This is a genomic window from Cohnella thailandensis (assembly GCF_014212135.1).
In the GTDB taxonomy this organism is placed as follows: Bacteria; Bacillota; Bacilli; order Paenibacillales; family Paenibacillaceae; genus Cohnella; species Cohnella thailandensis.
In genome coordinates, this window is the sequence record NZ_JACJVQ010000021.1 from 151,803 (window position 1) to 171,321 (window position 19,519).

General features: G+C 58.9%; 19 protein-coding genes. 3 read left to right on the forward strand and 16 right to left on the reverse strand.

Annotated elements, in window-relative coordinates; genetic code table 11:
- Window positions 1-21 precede the first annotated feature (21 nt).
- The 8 genes from H7B67_RS24835 to H7B67_RS24870 form a co-directional block, all read right to left on the reverse strand.
- A complete protein-coding gene (locus H7B67_RS24835) occupies window positions 22-1,467 on the reverse strand; it encodes a hypothetical protein (RefSeq protein WP_185122572.1) in 1,446 nt (481 codons plus the stop codon).
- Window positions 1,468-1,482: 15 nt separating this feature from the next.
- Window positions 1,483-1,620, reverse strand: coding sequence for a hypothetical protein (locus H7B67_RS24840; protein ID WP_185122573.1), 138 nt, complete (start codon window positions 1,618-1,620; stop codon window positions 1,483-1,485).
- Between the two features lie 23 nt (window positions 1,621-1,643).
- On the reverse strand, window positions 1,644-2,054 hold the full coding sequence (locus H7B67_RS24845) for a phage tail assembly chaperone (protein ID WP_185122574.1): 411 nt from the start codon (window positions 2,052-2,054) through the stop codon (window positions 1,644-1,646).
- 20 nt (window positions 2,055-2,074) lie between these two features.
- Window positions 2,075-2,482 carry a phage tail tube protein gene (locus tag H7B67_RS24850; protein ID WP_185122575.1) on the reverse strand — a complete coding sequence of 136 codons (408 nt, stop codon included), beginning with the start codon at window positions 2,480-2,482 and terminating at the stop codon, window positions 2,075-2,077.
- Between the two features lie 15 nt (window positions 2,483-2,497).
- Window positions 2,498-3,946, reverse strand: a complete 1,449-nt coding sequence (locus H7B67_RS24855) for a phage tail sheath family protein (protein WP_185122576.1) — start codon at window positions 3,944-3,946, stop codon at window positions 2,498-2,500.
- Between the two features lie 4 nt (window positions 3,947-3,950).
- On the reverse strand, window positions 3,951-4,166 hold the full coding sequence (locus H7B67_RS24860) for a YqzN/YkzM domain-containing protein (protein WP_185122577.1): 216 nt from the start codon (window positions 4,164-4,166) through the stop codon (window positions 3,951-3,953).
- A 10-nt stretch (window positions 4,167-4,176) separates the two neighbouring features.
- Window positions 4,177-5,034, reverse strand: a complete 858-nt coding sequence (locus H7B67_RS24865; protein ID WP_185122578.1) for a hypothetical protein — start codon at window positions 5,032-5,034, stop codon at window positions 4,177-4,179.
- Window positions 5,035-5,142: 108 nt separating this feature from the next.
- Window positions 5,143-5,727 (reverse strand): sigma factor-like helix-turn-helix DNA-binding protein, encoded by a 585-nt coding sequence (locus H7B67_RS24870; RefSeq protein ID WP_185122579.1) that lies wholly within the window; start codon window positions 5,725-5,727, stop codon window positions 5,143-5,145.
- Window positions 5,728-5,969: 242 nt separating this feature from the next.
- Here H7B67_RS24870 and H7B67_RS24875 point away from each other — a divergent pair, with 242 nt between their 5' ends.
- Complete coding sequence (locus H7B67_RS24875; protein WP_185122580.1) at window positions 5,970-6,362, forward strand: helix-turn-helix domain-containing protein; 393 nt, start codon at window positions 5,970-5,972, stop codon at window positions 6,360-6,362.
- A gap of 101 nt (window positions 6,363-6,463) precedes the next feature.
- Complete coding sequence (locus tag H7B67_RS24880; RefSeq protein ID WP_185122581.1) at window positions 6,464-7,054, forward strand: ImmA/IrrE family metallo-endopeptidase; 591 nt, start codon at window positions 6,464-6,466, stop codon at window positions 7,052-7,054.
- Window positions 7,055-7,174: 120 nt separating this feature from the next.
- On the opposite strand, the gene H7B67_RS24885 is transcribed toward H7B67_RS24880, so the two are convergent.
- The 7 genes from H7B67_RS24885 to H7B67_RS24915 all read right to left on the reverse strand — a co-directional run bounded on the left by H7B67_RS24885 (window position 7,175) and on the right by H7B67_RS24915 (window position 18,509).
- Window positions 7,175-7,657 carry a hypothetical protein gene (locus H7B67_RS24885; protein WP_185122662.1) on the reverse strand — a complete coding sequence of 161 codons (483 nt, stop codon included), beginning with the start codon at window positions 7,655-7,657 and terminating at the stop codon, window positions 7,175-7,177.
- 104 nt (window positions 7,658-7,761) lie between these two features.
- Complete coding sequence (locus H7B67_RS24890) at window positions 7,762-10,707, reverse strand: NHLP bacteriocin export ABC transporter permease/ATPase subunit (protein WP_185122582.1); 2,946 nt, start codon at window positions 10,705-10,707, stop codon at window positions 7,762-7,764.
- Window positions 10,708-10,728: 21 nt separating this feature from the next.
- The gene (locus H7B67_RS24895; protein ID WP_185122583.1) at window positions 10,729-12,942 is read right to left on the reverse strand and encodes an NHLP family bacteriocin export ABC transporter peptidase/permease/ATPase subunit; all 2,214 of its coding nucleotides are present in this window, start codon (window positions 12,940-12,942) and stop codon (window positions 10,729-10,731) included.
- Window positions 12,943-12,958: 16 nt separating this feature from the next.
- Entirely contained in the window at window positions 12,959-13,903 is a 945-nt protein-coding gene (locus H7B67_RS24900) for an NHLP bacteriocin system secretion protein (RefSeq protein ID WP_185122584.1), read from the reverse strand.
- Between the two features lie 2 nt (window positions 13,904-13,905).
- A complete protein-coding gene (locus H7B67_RS24905) occupies window positions 13,906-15,042 on the reverse strand; it encodes an ABC transporter substrate-binding protein (protein WP_185122585.1) in 1,137 nt (378 codons plus the stop codon).
- 256 nt (window positions 15,043-15,298) lie between these two features.
- Window positions 15,299-15,832: a type 1 glutamine amidotransferase domain-containing protein gene (locus tag H7B67_RS24910; protein ID WP_185122586.1), complete on the reverse strand. Its 534-nt coding sequence runs from the start codon at window positions 15,830-15,832 to the stop codon at window positions 15,299-15,301.
- A gap of 121 nt (window positions 15,833-15,953) precedes the next feature.
- Window positions 15,954-18,509 carry an S-layer homology domain-containing protein gene (locus H7B67_RS24915; RefSeq protein ID WP_185122587.1) on the reverse strand — a complete coding sequence of 852 codons (2,556 nt, stop codon included), beginning with the start codon at window positions 18,507-18,509 and terminating at the stop codon, window positions 15,954-15,956.
- Window positions 18,510-18,756: 247 nt separating this feature from the next.
- Here H7B67_RS24915 and H7B67_RS24920 point away from each other — a divergent pair, with 247 nt between their 5' ends.
- On the forward strand, window positions 18,757-18,933 hold the full coding sequence (locus H7B67_RS24920) for a YjfB family protein (protein WP_185122588.1): 177 nt from the start codon (window positions 18,757-18,759) through the stop codon (window positions 18,931-18,933).
- Between the two features lie 94 nt (window positions 18,934-19,027).
- Here the strand turns inward: H7B67_RS24920 and H7B67_RS24925 are convergent, their stop codons facing one another.
- A complete protein-coding gene (locus tag H7B67_RS24925) occupies window positions 19,028-19,384 on the reverse strand; it encodes a hypothetical protein (RefSeq protein WP_185122589.1) in 357 nt (118 codons plus the stop codon).
- Window positions 19,385-19,519: the final 135 nt, after the last annotated feature.

The window sequence follows — 19,519 nt, forward strand, 5'->3', positions numbered from 1 at the left end:
TCTAATCGTGTTTCATGGGAATTAGGCGCGGTTCTCGATGCTTTGGCGGATCGAGACCGCGAGCTGGGCTCCGATCTGAGCGGAGATGGCGTCGTAATCGATTTTTTGGTTTTGCTGGATGCTGAGCTGAACCGCTCCGTTCATGATGCTTACGTTGGTTGGGGCGGGAGCCGGAGGCTGCTGCGCACTCTTGATTCCCATAGTTGTCCGCGAGTAGATCGTGCTTGCTGCCGCTCCCGCCACCATGCCAGTCCCTATGACCGGACCAATGCCCCCCTCCCGCCGAGCGGAAGTGGTCTCGGACGGTTCGGGAATCGCCTCCGGCGCTTTTTTCTTTTTATTCTTGTTTCCGAAGGGCCATAGTTTTTTGATTTTGTTAATATTGGCGCCGATTTTCTCTCCAACCCAATCGCCTGCCATCCCTCCAGCCCATGTACCGATCGCCGTTCCAACGCCCGGCAAGATCATGGTTCCTAAAGCTCCCAAAGCGGTCGCGCCGACCGTCCCTCCAACCGCTTTGCCGATGGCCGCATTGCGTTCGTTACCTGGTTTCGCGGCCGCGATGTTGGCAACGTCAGATGCGATGGCTAGAGGTCTAAGGACCTTGCTGCTTGATTTGAGGATCTGTTTGGCACCGGGAACGCTAGGCAGTCCCATATTTGCAAATCCCATGTTGGCGAATCCGTTTGAAGAACCATTATTATTAAAATTTTTAGAGAATCCTCGCAAACCTGATGGCCATTTGGATTGAGCAGGGAGACTCTTTGACTTATTAGACGAACTCAATGGTTGCAGAGAGAACTTCTTTGTTGTTGGTTCTGGTTGGGCAAGAGGTTTAGAAGGAGTAGACGGTTTAGATTGAATAGGAAGCTTAGAGGATGTTCGCACATCAGGACTCTCGGTCTTTACTGGGGATGAGCTCAACTTTCCTAGAGCTGAACCAATCCACGTTTTTCCTTTCTTCTTTCCAGCTTCACCTTCTGAAAAGGTATTTGATAAGACTCCACCTAGAAACCCAGATAGCGTATCTTTCAAAATATCATTCAGATCACCGCTTACTCCCTTGTCCTCGCCAGCCCCACCCTCAACCTTAACGTTAACCGTAATTCCGTCCATCGAGGATTTTGCTTTGTCGGCAATCTTGCTAGCGTCAAAAGCTTCTAGGAATGAGTTCAGAAACACGCCGCCAGCAACTGTTCCCGCAGCCGCAAAAGCCCCTTGATAAGACGCAGGCACGACTCTAACAGAGATCCCCCATTGCTTCTGGGCATATTCGGCGAGCCGCGAGAAGATTTGGCTTAACGGTCCCGAGGCCAAATCCATCAGTCGGACCATTGGAGACACTTGAATCCGGCTCAGTATTTCCGAACGTTTTCGAACTTGTTCCAAAAATTTACCCGTCGTCTGAAAAACCTTCCCGGCTCTGTCCACACCATTCCCGTCAATAACAATCTGCTCCGAAGCCATATCCATCCCTCCTTTCTAGCCGGAGCCGGCCGCCTGGGAGGCGGCCTCCAGTTCGAGTTCCATGCTCGCCATCAAGAACAGCTGCTCGCCGCGCGGCAGCTGCCAGAACTGACCGGGGCGCAGGTGATGGCGGACCCAGATGGCATGAAGCATGCCGGCCTTCGCCCCGGTTCGGATCAGTTTTTTACGTCTTCGAGCTCCGTGTTGAAGCCGGACAGGTCAAGCACTACGTCACCCAGGGCCGACAGCTCCCCGGCGAGAAGGATGCGCTTGATGACCTCCTCGGCGCCGCTGGCCGAGAACTTCGCGAGCAGCTTCGAGTCTCCCCAGTTCGGGGAGACGGTGGAGGCCGCGATCAGCGAGACGTTGAACAGCTCCTCGTCGAGCCGCTCGATCGTCTGGCCGCGCTTCTCCTTGCGCTCCGTGCAGCGCTCGCGAATGCTGAACACCTGCTTGCCCGTCAAACCGCGCAGGCGCACCGGGATGCCAAGGCGCTCCAGCAGAACGGCCTTCTCCGGCACGGTGTCCGCGGCGAGCAGCCGCTCGAGAACCTGATCTTCGGTCAACGCTTCGAATTCCAATGCCATTGCCAGTCCTCCTCGCAGAATCAGTTAGCCGTAATCGGGTCGAGCAGCTCGTAGCCCTCGAAAGTGAAGGCCGTCTCCTCCGCCACTTCCTCGCCCGCCGTCCAGTTGGCGAGCTGGATCTTGTCCGCCACGCAATTGATCAGGCGGATGCGCTCGAAGCCGTAGGACTCCGGATCGCTGAGCTTGTTGATGACGTCGAACTTCGCGAAGCCGCGCCTCACCATGTCGCTCGTCACCTTGTAGCCGCTCATCGTACCGGTCCCTTTTTTGGCCCCGAGCTTATGGACGGTCCACTCCGCGCCCGCCAGCTTCAGCTCGCGCTTCTCCACCTCGACGGAAGCCTCCAGGTGGTTGATGTTCGTCTGCCAGACGCCGTCGATAAACACTTGCCCGTACGTGCCAAGAATCGCTCTAGTCGGATCCATCATGTTCCGTTATCCCCCTTATTGCACGGTGAACGTGCCGAAAATTTGCTCTACCACGTCGGTCAGCCGCGCTTCCCATTTCAAGAAGACCTGATCCGCCTCGGCGACGATGCTCTTGTCCTCATACACGTTGTAGCCGGTCGCTTCGATAACGCCGGACTGAGCCAAAGACTGCAAGTATTGCTTGCACGCGCCGATCAGCGCCAGACGTCCTTCCTCCGTGTTGTTGACCTTGCCGATGTAGCTGTCCTCCGCCGTACGTTGCAGGTCGGAATTGATCGTGTCGAGCACTCGGATCGTGCGGATTTTTTTCCACGCCGCGTTCTGGCCTTGACCCGGAGATACCAGGCTGTTTACGCCGCGAAGCGCCTTCACCTGACGACCGTCATGCACGAGGAGGAAAACGCCGCCGCGAACCGCCTGCTCCTGCTCGCTGCGGGTCCAGCGGCGCGACACGTCGGCAAAAGGAGCGGATGCGTACGTCGTGGATTCGCTTAAGGATTGACCGGCGATTCGGCCTGCGACGTAGGCGGAGAGCTGAGCCGAGCTGTACACGACGTCGCCTTCCTTCGCTCCGACGCCGACGTTGACGATGCCTTCGCAATTGAAGGTCGCGCTGCGCGCCGTTGCCTTCGCTACCGCGTCCGCCGCCTGATCGTCGCTCGTAGAGCCGCCAAGAACGGCGATCACTCCGAGTCCTTCCGAACGAATGCGGGTTACCCAAGACAGGACGCTCGATTGAAGAGCCGGGTCCGTGACACCGTCGAGCGCGAATGCGTTGAAAGACTGCGTCTCGAACGCTTCGAACGCGGCTAAATAATCCGCATTGTCGATGCCGTTAATGCCGGAGGCGCCCCCCGTCATCGCGGACCCGATGATGTCGGCCAGCACTCCGTTACCCTCGCTCAGCTTCTCGGCGACGATCCACTTGTTGGCGGAATCCCCGTTGATAGAGTCGACGGCCTCTTGAATCGAACCTCCCGCGAACGTAAAGGTGCGCAGCAGCGTCGCTCCTTCATAGAGCTTGAGATCCTTCTTGCTCGAATCCGCCGCATTGGTTTGAACGGTCGCCTTGAACTCATTGCCTCGTTCGCCCGTATACCGGGCAGTCAGCTTCAGCACGTTTACCGGCGTCTCCGTCGTATCCTTAAGCGCTACGGAAGCAGCCGCATCGGTACCGTCCGACAGGCGATAGGCCAAGACTTTGTTCGCTCCGCCCAGCAGGGCGAGACGCAAGGTCGAATAAGCCGTCGCGCCTCCTTCGGAGACAGCCGAGAAAGTCTCGATTGCCTCATTCTCGCTCGCAATCTCGGTAATATCCCGAGTCGGCCCCCAATGCGCCCGGATCGGGACGGCGACGACGCCTCTTGTCCCCGGTTGAATCGCCGCCGCGGCAGCCGCCTTAAAAGCCATGTAAAAGCCGGGCAGTACCGGCATGTCCGTCGTGCTCCAATTTCCTCCAGCCATCGTATCAGCTCACCTTTCTGTTCATGAATTGATGAATGAGATCTTGCGCTTCTTCCAACGAGAGCGACTTGCGACCGTCCCCCAAGCCGGACAGAGCTCCTGCCGCCGCATCCGAAGACACCGCGAACAGCTCCCTCGATTGCCGGATGAGCTCATTGGCCTCATAAAGTATCTTTTCGATGTCGGCCCTTGCTCCGGCTGCTTTCTTCTTGCCAGCCATTCCCTTCACCTCAATGCGCGATAGATTGATAGCGGACTTCCCTCATGAGAGGCGCGTCCTCCGAGGAGCTCCCGTCGCTTCGAACCGAACGCCGGGACAGCGTCACGGACAGTTGGCCCGATCGCAGAGCATCGGCTTCCATCATGGCCGCGCACTCCTGAACGGCGACGAACTGCTTCGCCTCCGCATTCAGCTCGATTTTTCCGCTTCGCTTCAGCTCTTCCGCAATCCGAACGACCGCTTCCGCTTGCTCGTTCGGAGTTCGTCCGAGCACGTGACCCGTCACTTGCTTGCGAGTCTTCACGGCTGCGGCGTTCCCGTCCGATGTCTCCAGCCCGACGATTCTCCATAGAATGGCGGGTGCCAGATAGCCTGGCGGCCACCTCTCGCCGTAGACCGACCACGCGGCTCCGAGCAGAGACTTCGTCCAATCGATCAGCGCCTCGGTCCAGGCATCTCTCGGCACCGTCTCCGCCCGTTCCGCTGCCTCGACGGCCGCGACGGAGAAGCGAAGCCCCCTCGTCAGCGCTTGCCGCTCTTCGTCCGGGAAGTCGGAACCGGCCGTACCCGCGTATTTGCAGGTGAATACTTCGCCCGTGGAAGAATCCGTCAGCGTTTGGCCGTCAAGCGATTGAATGACCGCTTGTCCGAGCCGGTCAACCGCCTCGAAGCCCGCGGCTTCCGCTTCGTAAGGCCATACCTCGTAGAAGCGGTTAAAGCCCGTCCAATCGTTGACGGAAGCTTCCTCTCCCTGTACGAGAACGAGATAAGGCTTGTCCGCCGTCAAGCCGTCCTCATGGGATTCGAGCACGCGCCCCGCGATCTCGGGAATATCGGCGATGAGACGCTGTCGGATTCCGTTACGCATCGGCCGCCACATCCTTCTGCTTCATGTTCGCTTGCCCTCCCGTATCGATTATGCGATCGGGCCGTTACGACCCTCTCATCCATAAGTGGCAATCGTACGACAAGCTCCTCATCCTACGAGATCGACCGGCTTGCCGATATTCATCGCGATCTTGCGCTGAGCCCGGGTCGTATAGGTGCCCGCGCTCGATTTGCTGATGTGAAGCAGTTCGGCTATCTCGGACAGCGAGCAGCCTTGCCCATGAGCGAGCGAATAGCAGTCGCGTTCCCTCTCCGTCAACCCCCTCATTGCCGCGTCCAATCGGTTAGACCGCCCTTCTTCTTCCCTCTCCGGCTCCTCGAATCCGTAGACATCCGTACTCCCTCTTACCGGAAGAAGCGCCGGATCGGTCGGAATTTCTCTCTGATAGGAAGCCAGACGCTCCGCTCCGCGGCGGTTGCCCGGCCTTCTGCCCGTCTCCAACCATTCGATGACATAAGAGCAGCTCGAGATCATCTCGACGATCAGCTTGCGGTCGTTCTCTAGCGTAAGCACCGCCTCCATCTGCTCCACCGTCCGCACCGGCTCGATTCTCTTTATCCGGCGAGTCAGCCGATCGGCGGCGAGCAGCAGCCCCCGTCGAGTCTCCCTATAATTCTCTAAAGTCGCTCCGCCCAGATCGGTTTTTCTCACCAGCTTCGGTTGAAAACTCATTTTTCCACGCTCCCTCTTAAGAAGATTATTTGTTTTGCCAATTTGGCAAAATCACTTCAAAACAACAGTCACAAATCTTCCATGCGTCTATGTGATTTGGCAAATTCTGAATCTGAGAGAATCATATATTACCGTTACGGCAAAAGTCAACCCAGTTTCAACCAAAATTATTTCATGGTTTTACCGAATCGGAAAATATGCTATACTAAACCTACCAATTCCGGAGAGAAGGAAGATTCTCTATGACACTGGGCAAGCGACTGAGAGAGAGGCGCGAGCGGTTCGGCTTGACGCAGCTGGACGCCGCCAGGGAGCTCGGGATCAGCAACGTGCAGCTCTCCCGATACGAATCGGACGACCGCAAGCCGGAGCCTGAGATGCTAAGCCGATTCGCCGAATTTTACCGCACGACGACCGATTATTTGCTGGGCCGGACGGAGGACTCGACGCTCGCCAAGAGCGATTCCTCCCTCTATGCCGAGTTCGAACGCTTCGTCAACAACCCGGAGCACGGCGTTTTTTTTAAGGAATATCTGGATGCCCCGGCGGAGAGAAAAGAAGAAATGCTGAGATTCTGGGAGTTTATCCGAGAGAAAGAACGGAATCGCAAGCCTGGCGACCGTCAGGGAGAGTAAACAAATCGTCCGATCTGTATTATGATTAGAAAAGCCGCCCGATAGGGCGTTTCTTTTCACCCTTAATGCGAACATACATTCCCCTAAAATGAGGTGCAGCCATGCTTCGATACTACAAGCCGACTCCGATGGAGCAGTGGATCGAGAACCTGTGGAGGAGAGCCGGAATCTCGTCGCCCGCCCAGCTTAACGTCGACGAGGTCGCTTCCCGTCTCAACGTCTGGATTCACTATATGAACCAGTCCAGCAAAGCACTGGAATGGATGGGACTGCGTTCGATTCTGTTGGACCGAAGGCTGAGCCGGGTCGAGCAATGGGAGGACTTCCTGCACGAGCTGTGCCACGTTCTGAGGCATGCGGGCAGCCAGACGATGATGCCGCAGTCGTTCCTGGAGCACCAGGAGGCGGACGCGAACCGGTTCGTCCTGTACGCGTCCGTTCCTTACTTCATGCTTCGCGACGTGCGCCTGCCCGATCGCCAGAGCGAAGCCGCCGACTGGATCGCCTCGCACTTCGGGGTGACGCATACCCTGGCTTATCAACGGCTGGAGCAGATCCAGCGCCGTACTTTCGAAGCGATTCTGTGGGAGGAGATCGAGAAGCTGGAGGAGAGCCAGCGGGGCTCGCCTTCTCGAAGCCGTTCCGGATCGGCTGCCGCCGCCTCCAAGCTTGTCGAGGTTTTTGCGCTCTGATGGAAAATGGCGGTGTCAGGGATAATCTCCCCGACGCCGCCATTAACGTTGAGATCTTCTCATGCTGCAACACGCCTTTTTTTACGCCGGGATAGTCTCATCCGAGGCCGGAAGCTGCATTTATCGCATATTGCCGAGAATGGAGTTCCTGCTGTCCTGCATCTTCTTGATGAAGTTAGTCATGACATCGAACGCTTCGTTGCGCTTGTTCGTCAGCGATTGCAGACGAAGCAAGTCCATCTGCGAATCTCCGGTCGTATTCGACATTTGGTTCCTTAATGCATCCTCGAGCATCTGCGCGCGCTGGCTCTGGACCATCATTAATGCCGATTCCAGGTCCATCGAAGAGAGGTCGATAGATCCTACGCCGCTAACGGATTGCGTGCCGCCGACGACCAGCTCCAGGTCATCCTCCGACAATTCGCCCGTATCGGAAGGATTGACGGCCGCCGCTTCCCATTGAGCCAAAGGAATGGAGAAGCCCGACACTTGTCGAACCGCTTCCTCGAAGTCCGTCTTCACCAATTCCGCGAATGCGGGCTCCGCCTTCGCCTTGTCCGCCATCTGACGCTCGATCTGCTCCCATTGCTGTTCCCAACTCATCGTCCAATTCCTCCCGAATCCCTAATTTCAAACATTTTCTTCCATTACCTCTATCGGTATCTTACCTCGATTAATGAACGTTGTACAACTATTTATCGAGCCGACTATACCGTCTGCCTGCGCGCCATCTCCGCGAATTCGCCGTCTTGCTCCATAAGCTCCTCATAAGTGCCCTTCTGGACGATCTGTCCGCGTTTCATGACGACGATCAAATCCGCGTGCCGAATCGTGCTCAAGCGATGGGCAATGACGATCCGCGTCGCCTGCAGACGTTCCAAGCTTTCGCTGACGACCGCCTGCGTTCGATTGTCGAGAGCGCTCGTCGCCTCGTCGAAAAGCAGAATTCTCGGCTTGCGGACGATGGCCCTGGCGATCAGAAGCCGCTGCCTCTGGCCGCCGGACAGCGTGCCGCCTCCGTCGGCGATGACGGTGTGCATGCCCATCGGCATTTCGCGGATGTCCGTATCCAGCCCCGCTATCGCCGCCGCTTCCCATGCCTCCTCGATCGACAAACCCGTCGAACCGACGATATTCTCGCGGATATCGCCGGCCATGACCTCCGCGCTCTGCAGAACGACGCCGATCTGGCGCCGCACCTCGCGGATGTCGAGGCTTCCAAGCTCTTGGCCGTCATACCGGACCGTCCCGGACTCCGGCTTCTCGAATCCGAGCAGCAGGCGAAGAAGCGTCGACTTGCCGCTTCCGGACTCGCCGACGATCGCCACGAATGCCCCCGGCTGGACGGCAAGCGACACGTCGCGAACGATCCAAGGACCATCCTTCTCGTAGCGGAAGTTGACGCGGCTCCATTCGATGCTCCCGCTTAAGGTTCCGGGATGGGCTCCGCCGTCCGCTTCCTCCGGCAGAGCCTCCAGAATCGGTTTCGCCCTCTCGTACAGTGTCACGATTCCCATAATCGAGAGCAGGGAGGAAGACATGGCCAGCATTGCGGACAGGAAGGAGGAGAAGGCCGCAAAAAAAGCGATGAAGTCGCCCGTGCTGATCCTGCCTTCGCCCATCGAAACGACGGAGTAATAGAGCACCATGGAAGTCGCGATAGGGAAAATCGCCTGATAAACGGCGAAGTAAGCCTGCAGCCTGTTGCTCTTGAAGCCGATCCGGTTGAGCTTGCCGAATAAATTCGCCCACAGATAGAACGCTCGGCTCTCCGCCGCCGCGATCCGGAACTTGGCGATCCCCGATAACAGATGAAGCATCAGGCTGGACAGCTTCCCTTGGTCCTTCATCAACTCGCGTTGATAGCGAACCTGGGCATAAGCGAAGCCGGCGCTGGCCAAGATGCCGATAAGGGCGAGCCCCGCCGCGACAAAAGCAATGCCGGTGTCGTAGCGGAACAGCAGCAGCAGGTTGAAGGACGAGAATACGCCCGCGAACAGCGTGGACAGCGCGATGCCGGACAGCTGCCTGCGGATCGCGTTGATGCTGTTGGCCCGCATCGCCAGGTCGCCGGACGAATAATCGCGGAAGAAACCGACCGGAAGCCGGAGCAAGCGATCCCATACCGCCGCCTGGATCGTCATGTCGCTGCGCCCTTCCAGCCGCATGACCGCGCTGCCGCGCGCCAGCTCGAATAGGAACACCGCGACGGACGATCCCAGCAGCACGAACGCCATCTCGACGAGCTGCGTCCGGTCGGCTTCCGGAATGACGCTGTCGAACAGGATGCCGGTAGCGACCGGCGTGAACAGCCCCAGCAAGCCGACGACGAGACTTATCGCCAGCATGACCGCCATATCCCGCCACGCGCTTCGGTCCGCCGCCAGCTTAACGATATCGATCAGCTTCAAGGCTCCGGGCGGAAGCGGCTTGTAGAACATATAGGCCGTATCGGACAGCCTCCCGGCCGCTTCCTCCGTCAAGGGCACCGCGGTGCCGGTCGATGGATCGAAATACTCGTAACGCCCCGGGCGGCGCGGGAGGAGCGCAATCGGGCCGTCGTCCTCTTCCGTGAACGCCAGCAGCGGTCCGTTATCCTCCTTGAACCAGCCATCCGTCAGCTTCACCCGCCGATAGCGAAACCGCGAGGCGTCCGCGATCGCTTGAATTCCTTGGGAGCCTTGGCCGCCCGCTCCCGACGGAGCCGAATGCACCTCGATGCCCATGTATTGGCCAATGGCCCGCGCGGCCGATAGCAGGAGGCCTTCCGATTCCGCGGGCTCGGCCGAGGCCGACGGAACGCCGGCATGCACCTCCCGCAGCTTCGAAACCGCGCGATCGAGGAGCCGCGCTTCGTTGTCGATGCGCTTCTTCAGCCGGTTCCGCTCCGACTCGTCCTCCTCTTCGCGAATGCGCAGCAGCGCCGACAGCGCGATCCCGTGGAATCGATCGAGGCTCCGCCAGCGCGGTTCGCTTCGCCACCAAGCCTCCGTGTCGTCCGCCTGCAGCGAGACCGGACCGGCGCACTCGAGACGGCCCGGGCCGCTCAAAGGGAACGCCTCTTCGCCCAATGGTCCGAGCTCGATGCTTCTCCCGCGCACGTTCCAGGCAAGCGCAGGCGAATCCGCCTCTACCGAACGCACCCATAGTGCGGAGCCGTCCGTGCGAATCGCCGCCGCATCAAGCACTCGGGCGATCTCGCCGGCCGGCAGCACGAACGGATGCGCGACGAGCGCTTCCTCGGCCAGCGCGAGATGCCACGCCTCGATCCATCGGTTCAGCTCGCCCGCCAACCATCCGCGCGGCGCGGGTTCCGCCGCCATCTCGTAAACCGCCGTCCTCTCCAGCGAGACGAGTTCGGTATCGCCAAGCGACGAAGCCAATAAGGCGATACGGTCTCCGCCTCCGGAAGCCGCCGGCTCCCCAATCCCGAACAGCACCCGCCCCGCGCCGGCGTCGAACAGATGCGACCGTCTTCCGTAGCTGCCGTCTTCCCGAATGAGCACCGTGAACAGGCGGACGCCTCCGGACTTGACCAGCCATAAGCCGCCGCCATCCAGCAGCAATCCGCCGGACGGGGCGCGCAAGGGCTTGCCTCCGAATCGCAGCGCCGTCGACGCTGCCGACTCGGCCTCGGATTGTAACGCATGCATGAGAGTTCCTCCCGCCCCGCTTCAATCCGCTCGAACGAGCGCCGCATACGCGCCGTTCAGTCGAATGAGCTGTTCATGATTGCCGCGCTCGGCGACCTGTCCGCGGTCGAGCACGATGATTTCGTCCGCGTCGCGTATCGTGCTAAGCCGATGCGCGACCGTCACGCAGGTACACCCTCTGCGTTTCAGCCCGTCCATAACCGCCTGCTCGGTCAGCGGGTCGAGCGCGCTCGTCGCTTCGTCGAGAATGAGCATGGAAGGATTGCCGCACAAGGCCCGCGCGATCTCGAGCCGCTGCCGCTGGCCGCCGCTGAAGTTCGCCCCGCTCTCCGCCACCTCATGGCTGTAGCCTCCGCTCCGGGCCATGATCTCCTCGTGAATGAGGGCGTCCTTGCACGCTTGCACGATATCCCGTTCGGGAACCGTGTCGTCCCACAGCGTCACGTTCTCCCGAATCGTCCCTTGGAACAGCCGGATTTCCTGGTCGACGGAAGCGAGCGAGCCGGCCATGACGATTCGCGGGATGTCCGCCCGCGCCCTCCCGTCGAAGCGGATTTCGCCCGCTTGCGGTTCGTACAGGCCGGCGATCAGCTTGGCGATCGTCGACTTGCCGCTGCCCGTGCCGCCGACGAGCGCCACATGCTCTCCCGGCTTCAGCGTCAGGCTGAAATCGCGGATAAGAGGCGCCTCCAGAGGGTTGTAGCCGAACGTAACTCCGGACAGCTCCAGGCTGCCCTGCATCTTCGGCTGCTGCCTCCTCTCCTCCTCTTCGCTTCCTTCCCGATGAGGCTCCTCTTCGCGAGCGGCGGAAGAATCGAGCGGATACCGATACACGTCGTCCAGCCGGGCGAGTCCGCCCGATACCTCTTGAACCGCCGTCGCAAGCTGGAGAATCCGGCCGATAGGCCCAAGAAAGCTGGCCATCAAGCTCTGGAAGGCGACGAGCATGCCGATCGTGAACGAGCCGTTCATGACGAGCAGGCCGCCCGCGACCAGGATGACCGCCGAGTTGATCGCGGACAGGAAGGCCGGCACGGCCGAGAGAACCTGGCCCGTCTCTCCGAGCTTCTGCTGGGTATTCATCAGCTTGCTCTGCCAGCCCGACCAGCGGGTGAAGAAATCGGACTCCGAGCCGCCGGCCTTCAAAGTCTCGATCATCGACAGTCCCGACATCGACACCCCGTCCATTTTCCCCGCGTCGAGCATCAGCTTCTGGTTCCGGTCGATCTGCGAACGGGAGACGAACCGGAGATAGACGAAGTTGAGAAGAGCGATGCCGAGTCCGACCAGCGTCAGCGCCCAACTGTACTGCACAAGCATAATAAAGTAAAAGACGATCATGACCAGATCCAGGCAGGTCGAGGCCAGTTCTCCCCCAAGCAATTGGGCGATCCTTCCGTTGATGGCGATCCGCGACATGATCTCGCCGGGGTGGCGCTGCTGGAAGAAGGCTAGCGGCAGTCTCAGCACGTGCCAGACGAACCGGCCCGACATATTCATCGCGAGGCTCGTCTCCAGCCGATTCAAGAAGTGCTGGCGCAGATAAATCAACGCGCCTCGGATCAAAGCCGTCGCTCCCATCCCGATCAGCAGCGGCATCAGCCAATTGGACAAGCCGGCCAGCAGCACGTCGTCGACGAAGATGCGGCTGAACGCCGGGATCACCAACCCGGGCACGACGAGCAGCAGCCCGGCGAGCGCCGCGTAGGCGATTCCGTCGCCGGTGCCTCCGAGACGGCTGCGCAGCGAACGAAGCGTTCGCCATCGCTCCTTGGCGAATTCGAATTCGTCCGTCGGCTCGAACGTCAGGACGACGCCGGTGAACGACTCGTCGAAATCCTCATCCGTCACCGTACGCGGCCCGGTCGCGGGGTCGTTCAAATACACTTTGCCCCGGCCGAAGCCTTCCAGCACGACGAAGTGATTAAACCGCCAATGGACGATCATCGGCCCTTTCATGGCTCGCAATTCGCCGGGTTCCTTGCGGTAGGCTTTGGTAGCCAAGCCGTACGATCTGGCCGCCTTCACGATGTTGATCGCTTTGCTGCCGTCGCGCGACACGCCGCAATCGATGCGAAGCCTCTCGAGCGGCACTTGCCTTCCGAAGTAAGCCAGCACGATCGCCAGCGAAGCGGCGCCGCATTCGACCGCTTCCATCTGCAGGATCGTCGGCGTTCGGACGCGGTCGCCGGGAGCGGACTTGCGGGTTCTTCGCCCTAATGTAAACCGTCTCATCGAATGCGCTCCCCCCTCATCGGATGAATGGAAGAACGTTGGTGATCGGCTTCTGCTTATAAAGCGTAATCGAGCCCGTCATCGGCGTCCCGCTGTCCAGCTTCATCGGCGGTCCTTCCTTGGTCGACCAGCGATAGCCGCTCGGCGTGGAACCGTCCGTCAGCATCTCGATCCGTACCTCGAGCAGAGCTTCTCCCGTTACCGACAACTGCCGGACGAACGCCTCGTTGCCGAGCGTGTTCATCATGCTCTGCTGCGTTGCGGGATACTCCGAGATGGAGACGACCCGGCCGAGCAGGTTGCCGTATTCTTCTTTATTGATGGACGTAGGATTGATCGATACTTCCATCCCCGGCGTAATCTTCTTGCCCACTTGCGCCGGGATGTACATGATCGTCTGCAAGCCTCCCTGGGTGCCGCCGTCCAATTCCAGCGTCGCCACCGGGACTCCGGCGGACAGCCGGTCGTACTTCTTCGCGCCGACCTCGAGCACTCTTCCGTCATAAGGACTGACGATGCGGGTTCTCTCGCTAATGAGCTGCTCCTGCAGGAGAATCGCTTCGTCCAGCTCGGCGATCGCCTTCGTATCCGAGGCTGCCGTCGCCTGGTGCAGGTTGCGCAACCGCAGAAGCTCGTCCATCAGCTCGGGCTGACTGACCCTGGCGATGACGTCTCCCCGCTTGACCTGGTCGTTCAGCCGGATTCTCACGTCGGTTATCTGACCTTCCACGGTCGCCCCAATGGCGACGACGCCTCCAGGTCTTACGATGAAGCCGTCGCCGGTTATCTTCACCGACTGGCTGCCGGCAATCGACCAGACGGCGGCTATCGCGATCAGCAGGCCCACGGCAACCAGCGCGATCCACCCCTTGGGCGTCGTGACGCGCGTTAGCGTATCGAGCTGTTCGGGCGAGGAGAGGCGGTCGACCGCCGATTGGCGGAATACGTTCCGGGTTGACACGTCTATCCCTCCTGCCCGTCGGAATATTGGAATTGCCCGTTCTTGATCGTCTTAAGAACGATCGGCTTGCCCGTCAGCTCGCCGTCGTCGTCGAAGGCATGGCTGCCCGTCACGCCCGTCCATCCCTTCGTATCCCGCAGCGCTTGCGCGATATCGGCCGGTTTCGCGGAGCCCGCGCGGGCGATCGCATCGGCAAGGAGCCGAACGGCATCGTAGCCTTGCGCCGCCCATTTGCCCGGCTTCGTCCCGTACTTCGCCTCATAGTCGGCTATGAACCGGGCGACTTCCGGATTGTTGCCCTCGGGATTGAAGATCGAAGCGACGACCGCGCCCTCCGCCGCGGCTCCCGCCGTCCGCGGCAGCTGGTCCGAATCGAGGCCGTCGCCGCCGAGCACCGGCAGGTTGGAGCCGGCAAGCCTCAGGTCCGCAACCGTGCGTCCCGCTGCCGGCATCACGTCGGCGATAAACACGGCATCGCAGCGAAGCGCTTCCCATTCGCGGACGAGACGGGTCAGCTCCGCCGAATCCGAGTAGCCGGTCAGCCGATCGATCGTGTCGATCCCGTGTCCCTTGCCCCCGTCCTCGAACGCGTTGGCCAGCCCGCGCCCGTATTCGTCGTCCGCGTATAGGATCGCTACCCTCTTGTAGCCTCGGGAAGCCGCATAGCGCGCCATTCGCTCTCCGATCTCCGCGTCGCTCGGAATCATCCGGAAGACGTACCGGTATCCGTTCTGCGTCAGCTTAGGCGAAGTCGAGCCCGGCGTCAGCATGACGATGCCCGCTTTCTCATAAATGGCGGACGCCGGTATCGAGACGGACGAGCCGCGGTGGCCGATGACAGCGACCGTATCCGGATTCTCCGCGAGCTTGCCCGCCACGGCCAAGCCTTCCGTTGCCGTTCCGCCGTCATCCATGCTCTCAATCCGGATTTGGCGTCCAAGCACGCCTCCATTCGAGTTGATCTCCTCCGCGGCCATCGCCACTCCTTCCGCCAGCCCTTCGTTGCGGGAAGCGAGCGGCCAGCCGACTCCGATGACGATGTCCCCTTTATCCGATCCCCGCACGGGATTATTTCCGTTCGAGGCGCAGCCTCCTATCAAAAGCATAACGATCAAGACGATCAGCCATCGTCCCCTCACTTGCCTGGCCCCCTCCGCCATATCGCCCTTTATTTCCCTCTCTATTCCTCTATCTCTAGCATTCTAGCATTTTCTCTCCGAATTCTGCATTCATTAAGGTAAAATAGTGCCGAAAAATGTAAAAAAGCGAGATTTCGCAACCTTCGCTTGAGGGGTCAAACGATCCGATTGCGAGATTGCGAATACGCAAAAACGCGGCTCTCGGGTTCGAGATGCCGCGTTTCGCGTTTTAACGTTATTAAACTGTCGAGGAGCCTTAGTACGCCGTTACGCCGATCTTGTCGATCGTCTCCTGGATGAACGCCGGCTCGTCCTTCGGCCCCCGCGACGTGATCAGGTTCCCGTCGACGACGACCTCCTTGTCGACGAACTTGCCTCCGGCCTGCTCGATCTCGCCTTGAATGCCGGAATAGCCGGTCAACGTCTTGCCCTGCAGCAGGCCCGCGCTCGCGAGCACCTGCGGGCCGTGGCAGATCGCCGCGATCGGGATGCCCCGGCTATTCGCCTGCTTCACGAAGTCCTGTACGGCCTTGTCCCCGCGCAGCTTCTCCGGCGAGCTTCCTCCGGGGATGATCACCGCCTCGTAATCGGCCGCGTTCGCTTCGGAAGCGGCGAGGTGAGTCGTGTAGGAGATCGTCCCCTTCTTGCCCTTCAGCTCCTCGCCCGCTTTAAGCCCGATAATGACGGCATCGGTGCCGTTCTCGATCATCGCGTCGTAAGGGTTCTTCATCTCCGAGTCCTCGTAGCCCTCGGCCAAGAGGAAAGCGACTTTCTTCGCGCTCTGTTTCATGACGTCTCGCTCCCTTCGTTGGACATTCCTTCCGTCCTTTAACTTACCCAAAGCAGCCGGATCTAAAAACAACCGCCTCGAAGCTTATTCGCTTCGGGCGGTTGTTTGGATGACTTACGGTTTACTCTCTGGTCTTCGAAGGCATCAGCTTGACATCCTTGCCAACATGATCGTAGTCGAAGTTTAGATCGTACAGGAAGTAGCCGATCGGATTCTTTTGCGCATCATAGTAGAACACGTACAGATACTGATTGTACAGTTCTTTGTATCCCAGGAACCCGTGCTCATTACCGCCTTCGTACAGCTTGATCGGCCAGAACATCCCGGTGAACTGATTTTGTACGTTCTTGAGATCTTCTTTCGTCCACAAGCGGGGCTGCGTATCCGTATAGTACTTGTCCGTCGATTTGATTTCGATGTACTGCGCGTTCCGCAGGGACGGGTCCGCCGTCTCCTTGTTCAAGTTGATTCTCAGTTGGAAGGAATGCCTGCTCTCGGAATTGCTCGTAGCGTCTTCTTCAAGCAGTTCTTCCTTGGTCAACAATTCGACCGATAGGCCGGCTTGGTTCTCGATTACCGTAATAGGCGTCAGGTCGTATTGATAATCGCCGTCCATAACCGTTTGTCCCGCTCGTTCGACTACCACATGCAACGCGCCTTGGAGCGAAGACGGGCTAAAGTGGTTCCCCCTGCCCCAATCATCCAGATTGAACGAAGCATTCGGGTAATAGACCGTCTCGGTTACCGAAATCTCCGATCCCAGCGTCGTATCCGCCGCAGGGACGGTAATGGTTACCCGGTCTCCCTTCTCGAGAGAGCCCGTTTCTAATTGGTAGACAGTTACCTCAGGGCCGTTGCCGGCATTCCTCAGTCGGAACGCTTCCTGAAGGGAACGCTCATAGTAGAAATGAACTTGATATTGCTTGGAACGCACTCCGTCGGCGCTGTACACGTAGAGATAGACGTGCAGATCATGATGCGGCTGCAGTCGGACGGAGAATTCGGTCGCTCCGTTCTCCAAGCTTCCCCAGCTGTAATTGCCGTCGTCGGTTTGCACGGTGTACCTAACCGAAGAATAAACGGCGCTCGATACGCTTAGCGTAACATCCGACTCGGTGAAATCGGCAGGAATAGCAACGGAGTAAGACATTACGTCCGGACTATAGCCCGTGCCTAGCAAAAGGTTGCCGCCATCTCTCTGTTCAAGCTCCATGTACACGCTGCTCGCGACCGACAGGGAATGCAGCGTAGCGTCGGCGCAATTTTCCGTGCACTCGTTGTTTCCGTTGCCTGGACTAGGCGTGCCCGGATCGGTCGTTCCCGGCGGATTCGATCCGCCCGGAGACGTCGAACCCGTTGGAGTCGAGCCCGTATCCTTGCCGCTTCCGTCCACTGCGTTCGGCTTCGTCTCGAACGAGGAGCCCTTCGCGCCTTCGTTGACCGTAGCGTTCTCGATCTTGCCTTCGCCGATCAGCTTGGCGACGGAGTCGAGCACGAGCTTCAACACTTGAGCTTCCTTGCTCAGGTTGATCGTGCTGTTGTCCGCGCCTTCCGCTACGGACAGATTCCCGATGGAGCCGCTCGGAACGTTGATTTGGATATTCGCGGCCAGCACCCGAACGTCTTCGAATTGGCCGACCAGCTCGACGCCGGAGTCCTTAGGCAGCGCCTTCGACAGCTCTACGTTCGTGAAGCCGCTGTCGGTCGTGTTCGATTCCTCGAGCTTAACGGCCGAGTTGACGATGACGTCCTGTACGGTCGTCGCGCTGATGGCGACGATACGCACCGTGCCGGAAGGCTTATCGACGATGATCCGCAGCAGAACCGAATCCTCCACGTGAACGGAGTTCGCGCCGCCGCCGTTAACGTTCGTCGTTCCCTTAACGGTTACTTTCTTAAGCGTAACGTCGCCGTCGCCGACTTCCTTGGCGATCGTCAGGTTGCCCGCAATGACCATATTGGTTAGCGTTACGCCGCTCGCGGAGATTACGACGTCTCCCGCGATCGTCTGAGTCCGGTCGTCGGAGCCGTATTCGCCCGCTTGATCGAACACCTTCGCCGCGTTCTTCAAACCAAGCGCGGCATCGAGCAGAACGACGGCTTCCGCGCGAGTAATCGACGCTTTCGGACGGAAATTGCCTTGCATGTCGCCCTTGACGACGTTCGCGGCCGCAAGCTCGGAGATCGCTCCTTGGCTCCATTCGGAGATTTGCGCGGCATCCTTGAACGAGATCGGGTCGGCGCCCGCGTCCCCCTTCCATTGCAGCGCCTTGGCCACCATGACAGCCGCTTCCTCGCGCGTCGTCTTCGCGTTCGGAGCCGCGCCGCCGTTGCCATTGCCTTGGATATAGCCTGCTTTGAGCGCTACCGCGATGTCATGGTACGCCCAATTGCTCTTCGGCAAGTCGGCGAAAGCCGCGTCGGCGGCTTCTTCCTTAAGCTCGAACGCGCGATTGAGCAAAGCCGCGAACTCGCCGCGGGTAACGGCAGCGTCAGGCTTGACCGTCCCGTCTTCATACCCCTTGAGAAGACCGGATTCGGTCCATTTCGTAAGCGTAGCCGAAGCCCAGTGCTTCTCGGCATCCTTTGGAACCGCACCGAATGCGGCGGACAGCATGGATCCGAATGTTAGAGCGAATGTTAGAAGGCTAGCTGTTGCGATTCTTGCTTTTCTCAAACCCGATTCCCCTCCGACTAGGTTAAATGTCCTACAATTCCTATCAACTAGGTAGTTGACAAGTTCGATAATAGCATGCGATTGGGAAAATTCACCTAAAGAATAGTTAAATTATCACATATTATTTTACATTTAATGGTTTATTATCACAGATTCTTATCGATTCTCGTTCTAATCTCCTATATCCAAATCCGTCTATTCATTCCTTCGGCAGCCTTCGCCGATATTAGGGAGGGAGGTGGACAAAATGGATATCGCGGCAGCATCCGTATCGATGAGTCAAGCGTCGCTTGCGCAAGCGGTAAGCATCAAGGTCCTCTCTCTGATGAAGGATCAGATGGAAGTGCAGGGTCAGAATCTCGCGCAGATGATGACCCAGAGCTTGGACCCGAATCTGGGCAATCGATTGGATATTCGGGTGTAGGCATGCGAAAAGGGCTGCCGCGAGGTTCTTCACCTAGCGCGACAGCCCTTTTCCTATCGGATCGTATTGGAGTAGCGGGAGTCGGGTTAGCTCCCTACGTATTCCTGGCAATTCCCTTGAAGGTGTCCGCTCTGGATTGTTCTATATCCGAGAGCTTCTCTCTGACTTGGCGAATGAGCTCCATCATTTGCTGCATTTGGTCGTTAGCGTTGTCGCTGCCCGACTCCGTCGTTCGATACTGAGCCTCCGATTCGAGCCCGGCGCCTCCTACGACGGCTTCCAGCTCCTGATCGGACAGCTCCGAAGGATCCTTGGAAGAGAGAATTTCGGCGGTCGCCTGCCGGAGCGTTCCTTCTAAATCGTCTGCCAGCAGCCGCCGGAAAGCCGGGTCCTTCTCCGCCCTGGCGATCAGCTCGTCGCCAAGATTGGCGATACGCGGATCCTTGCTCATGGGAATCCCCCTTGTCTATAATCGCTTGTCGTATTCGTCATTAGGCAGAACATATTTTACCAGAAAAGAAGGAGTATCGGATCAATTATTTTGCAGTTTCTCCTATCTTTTTTATACTCGCGCTCCCCCACATCC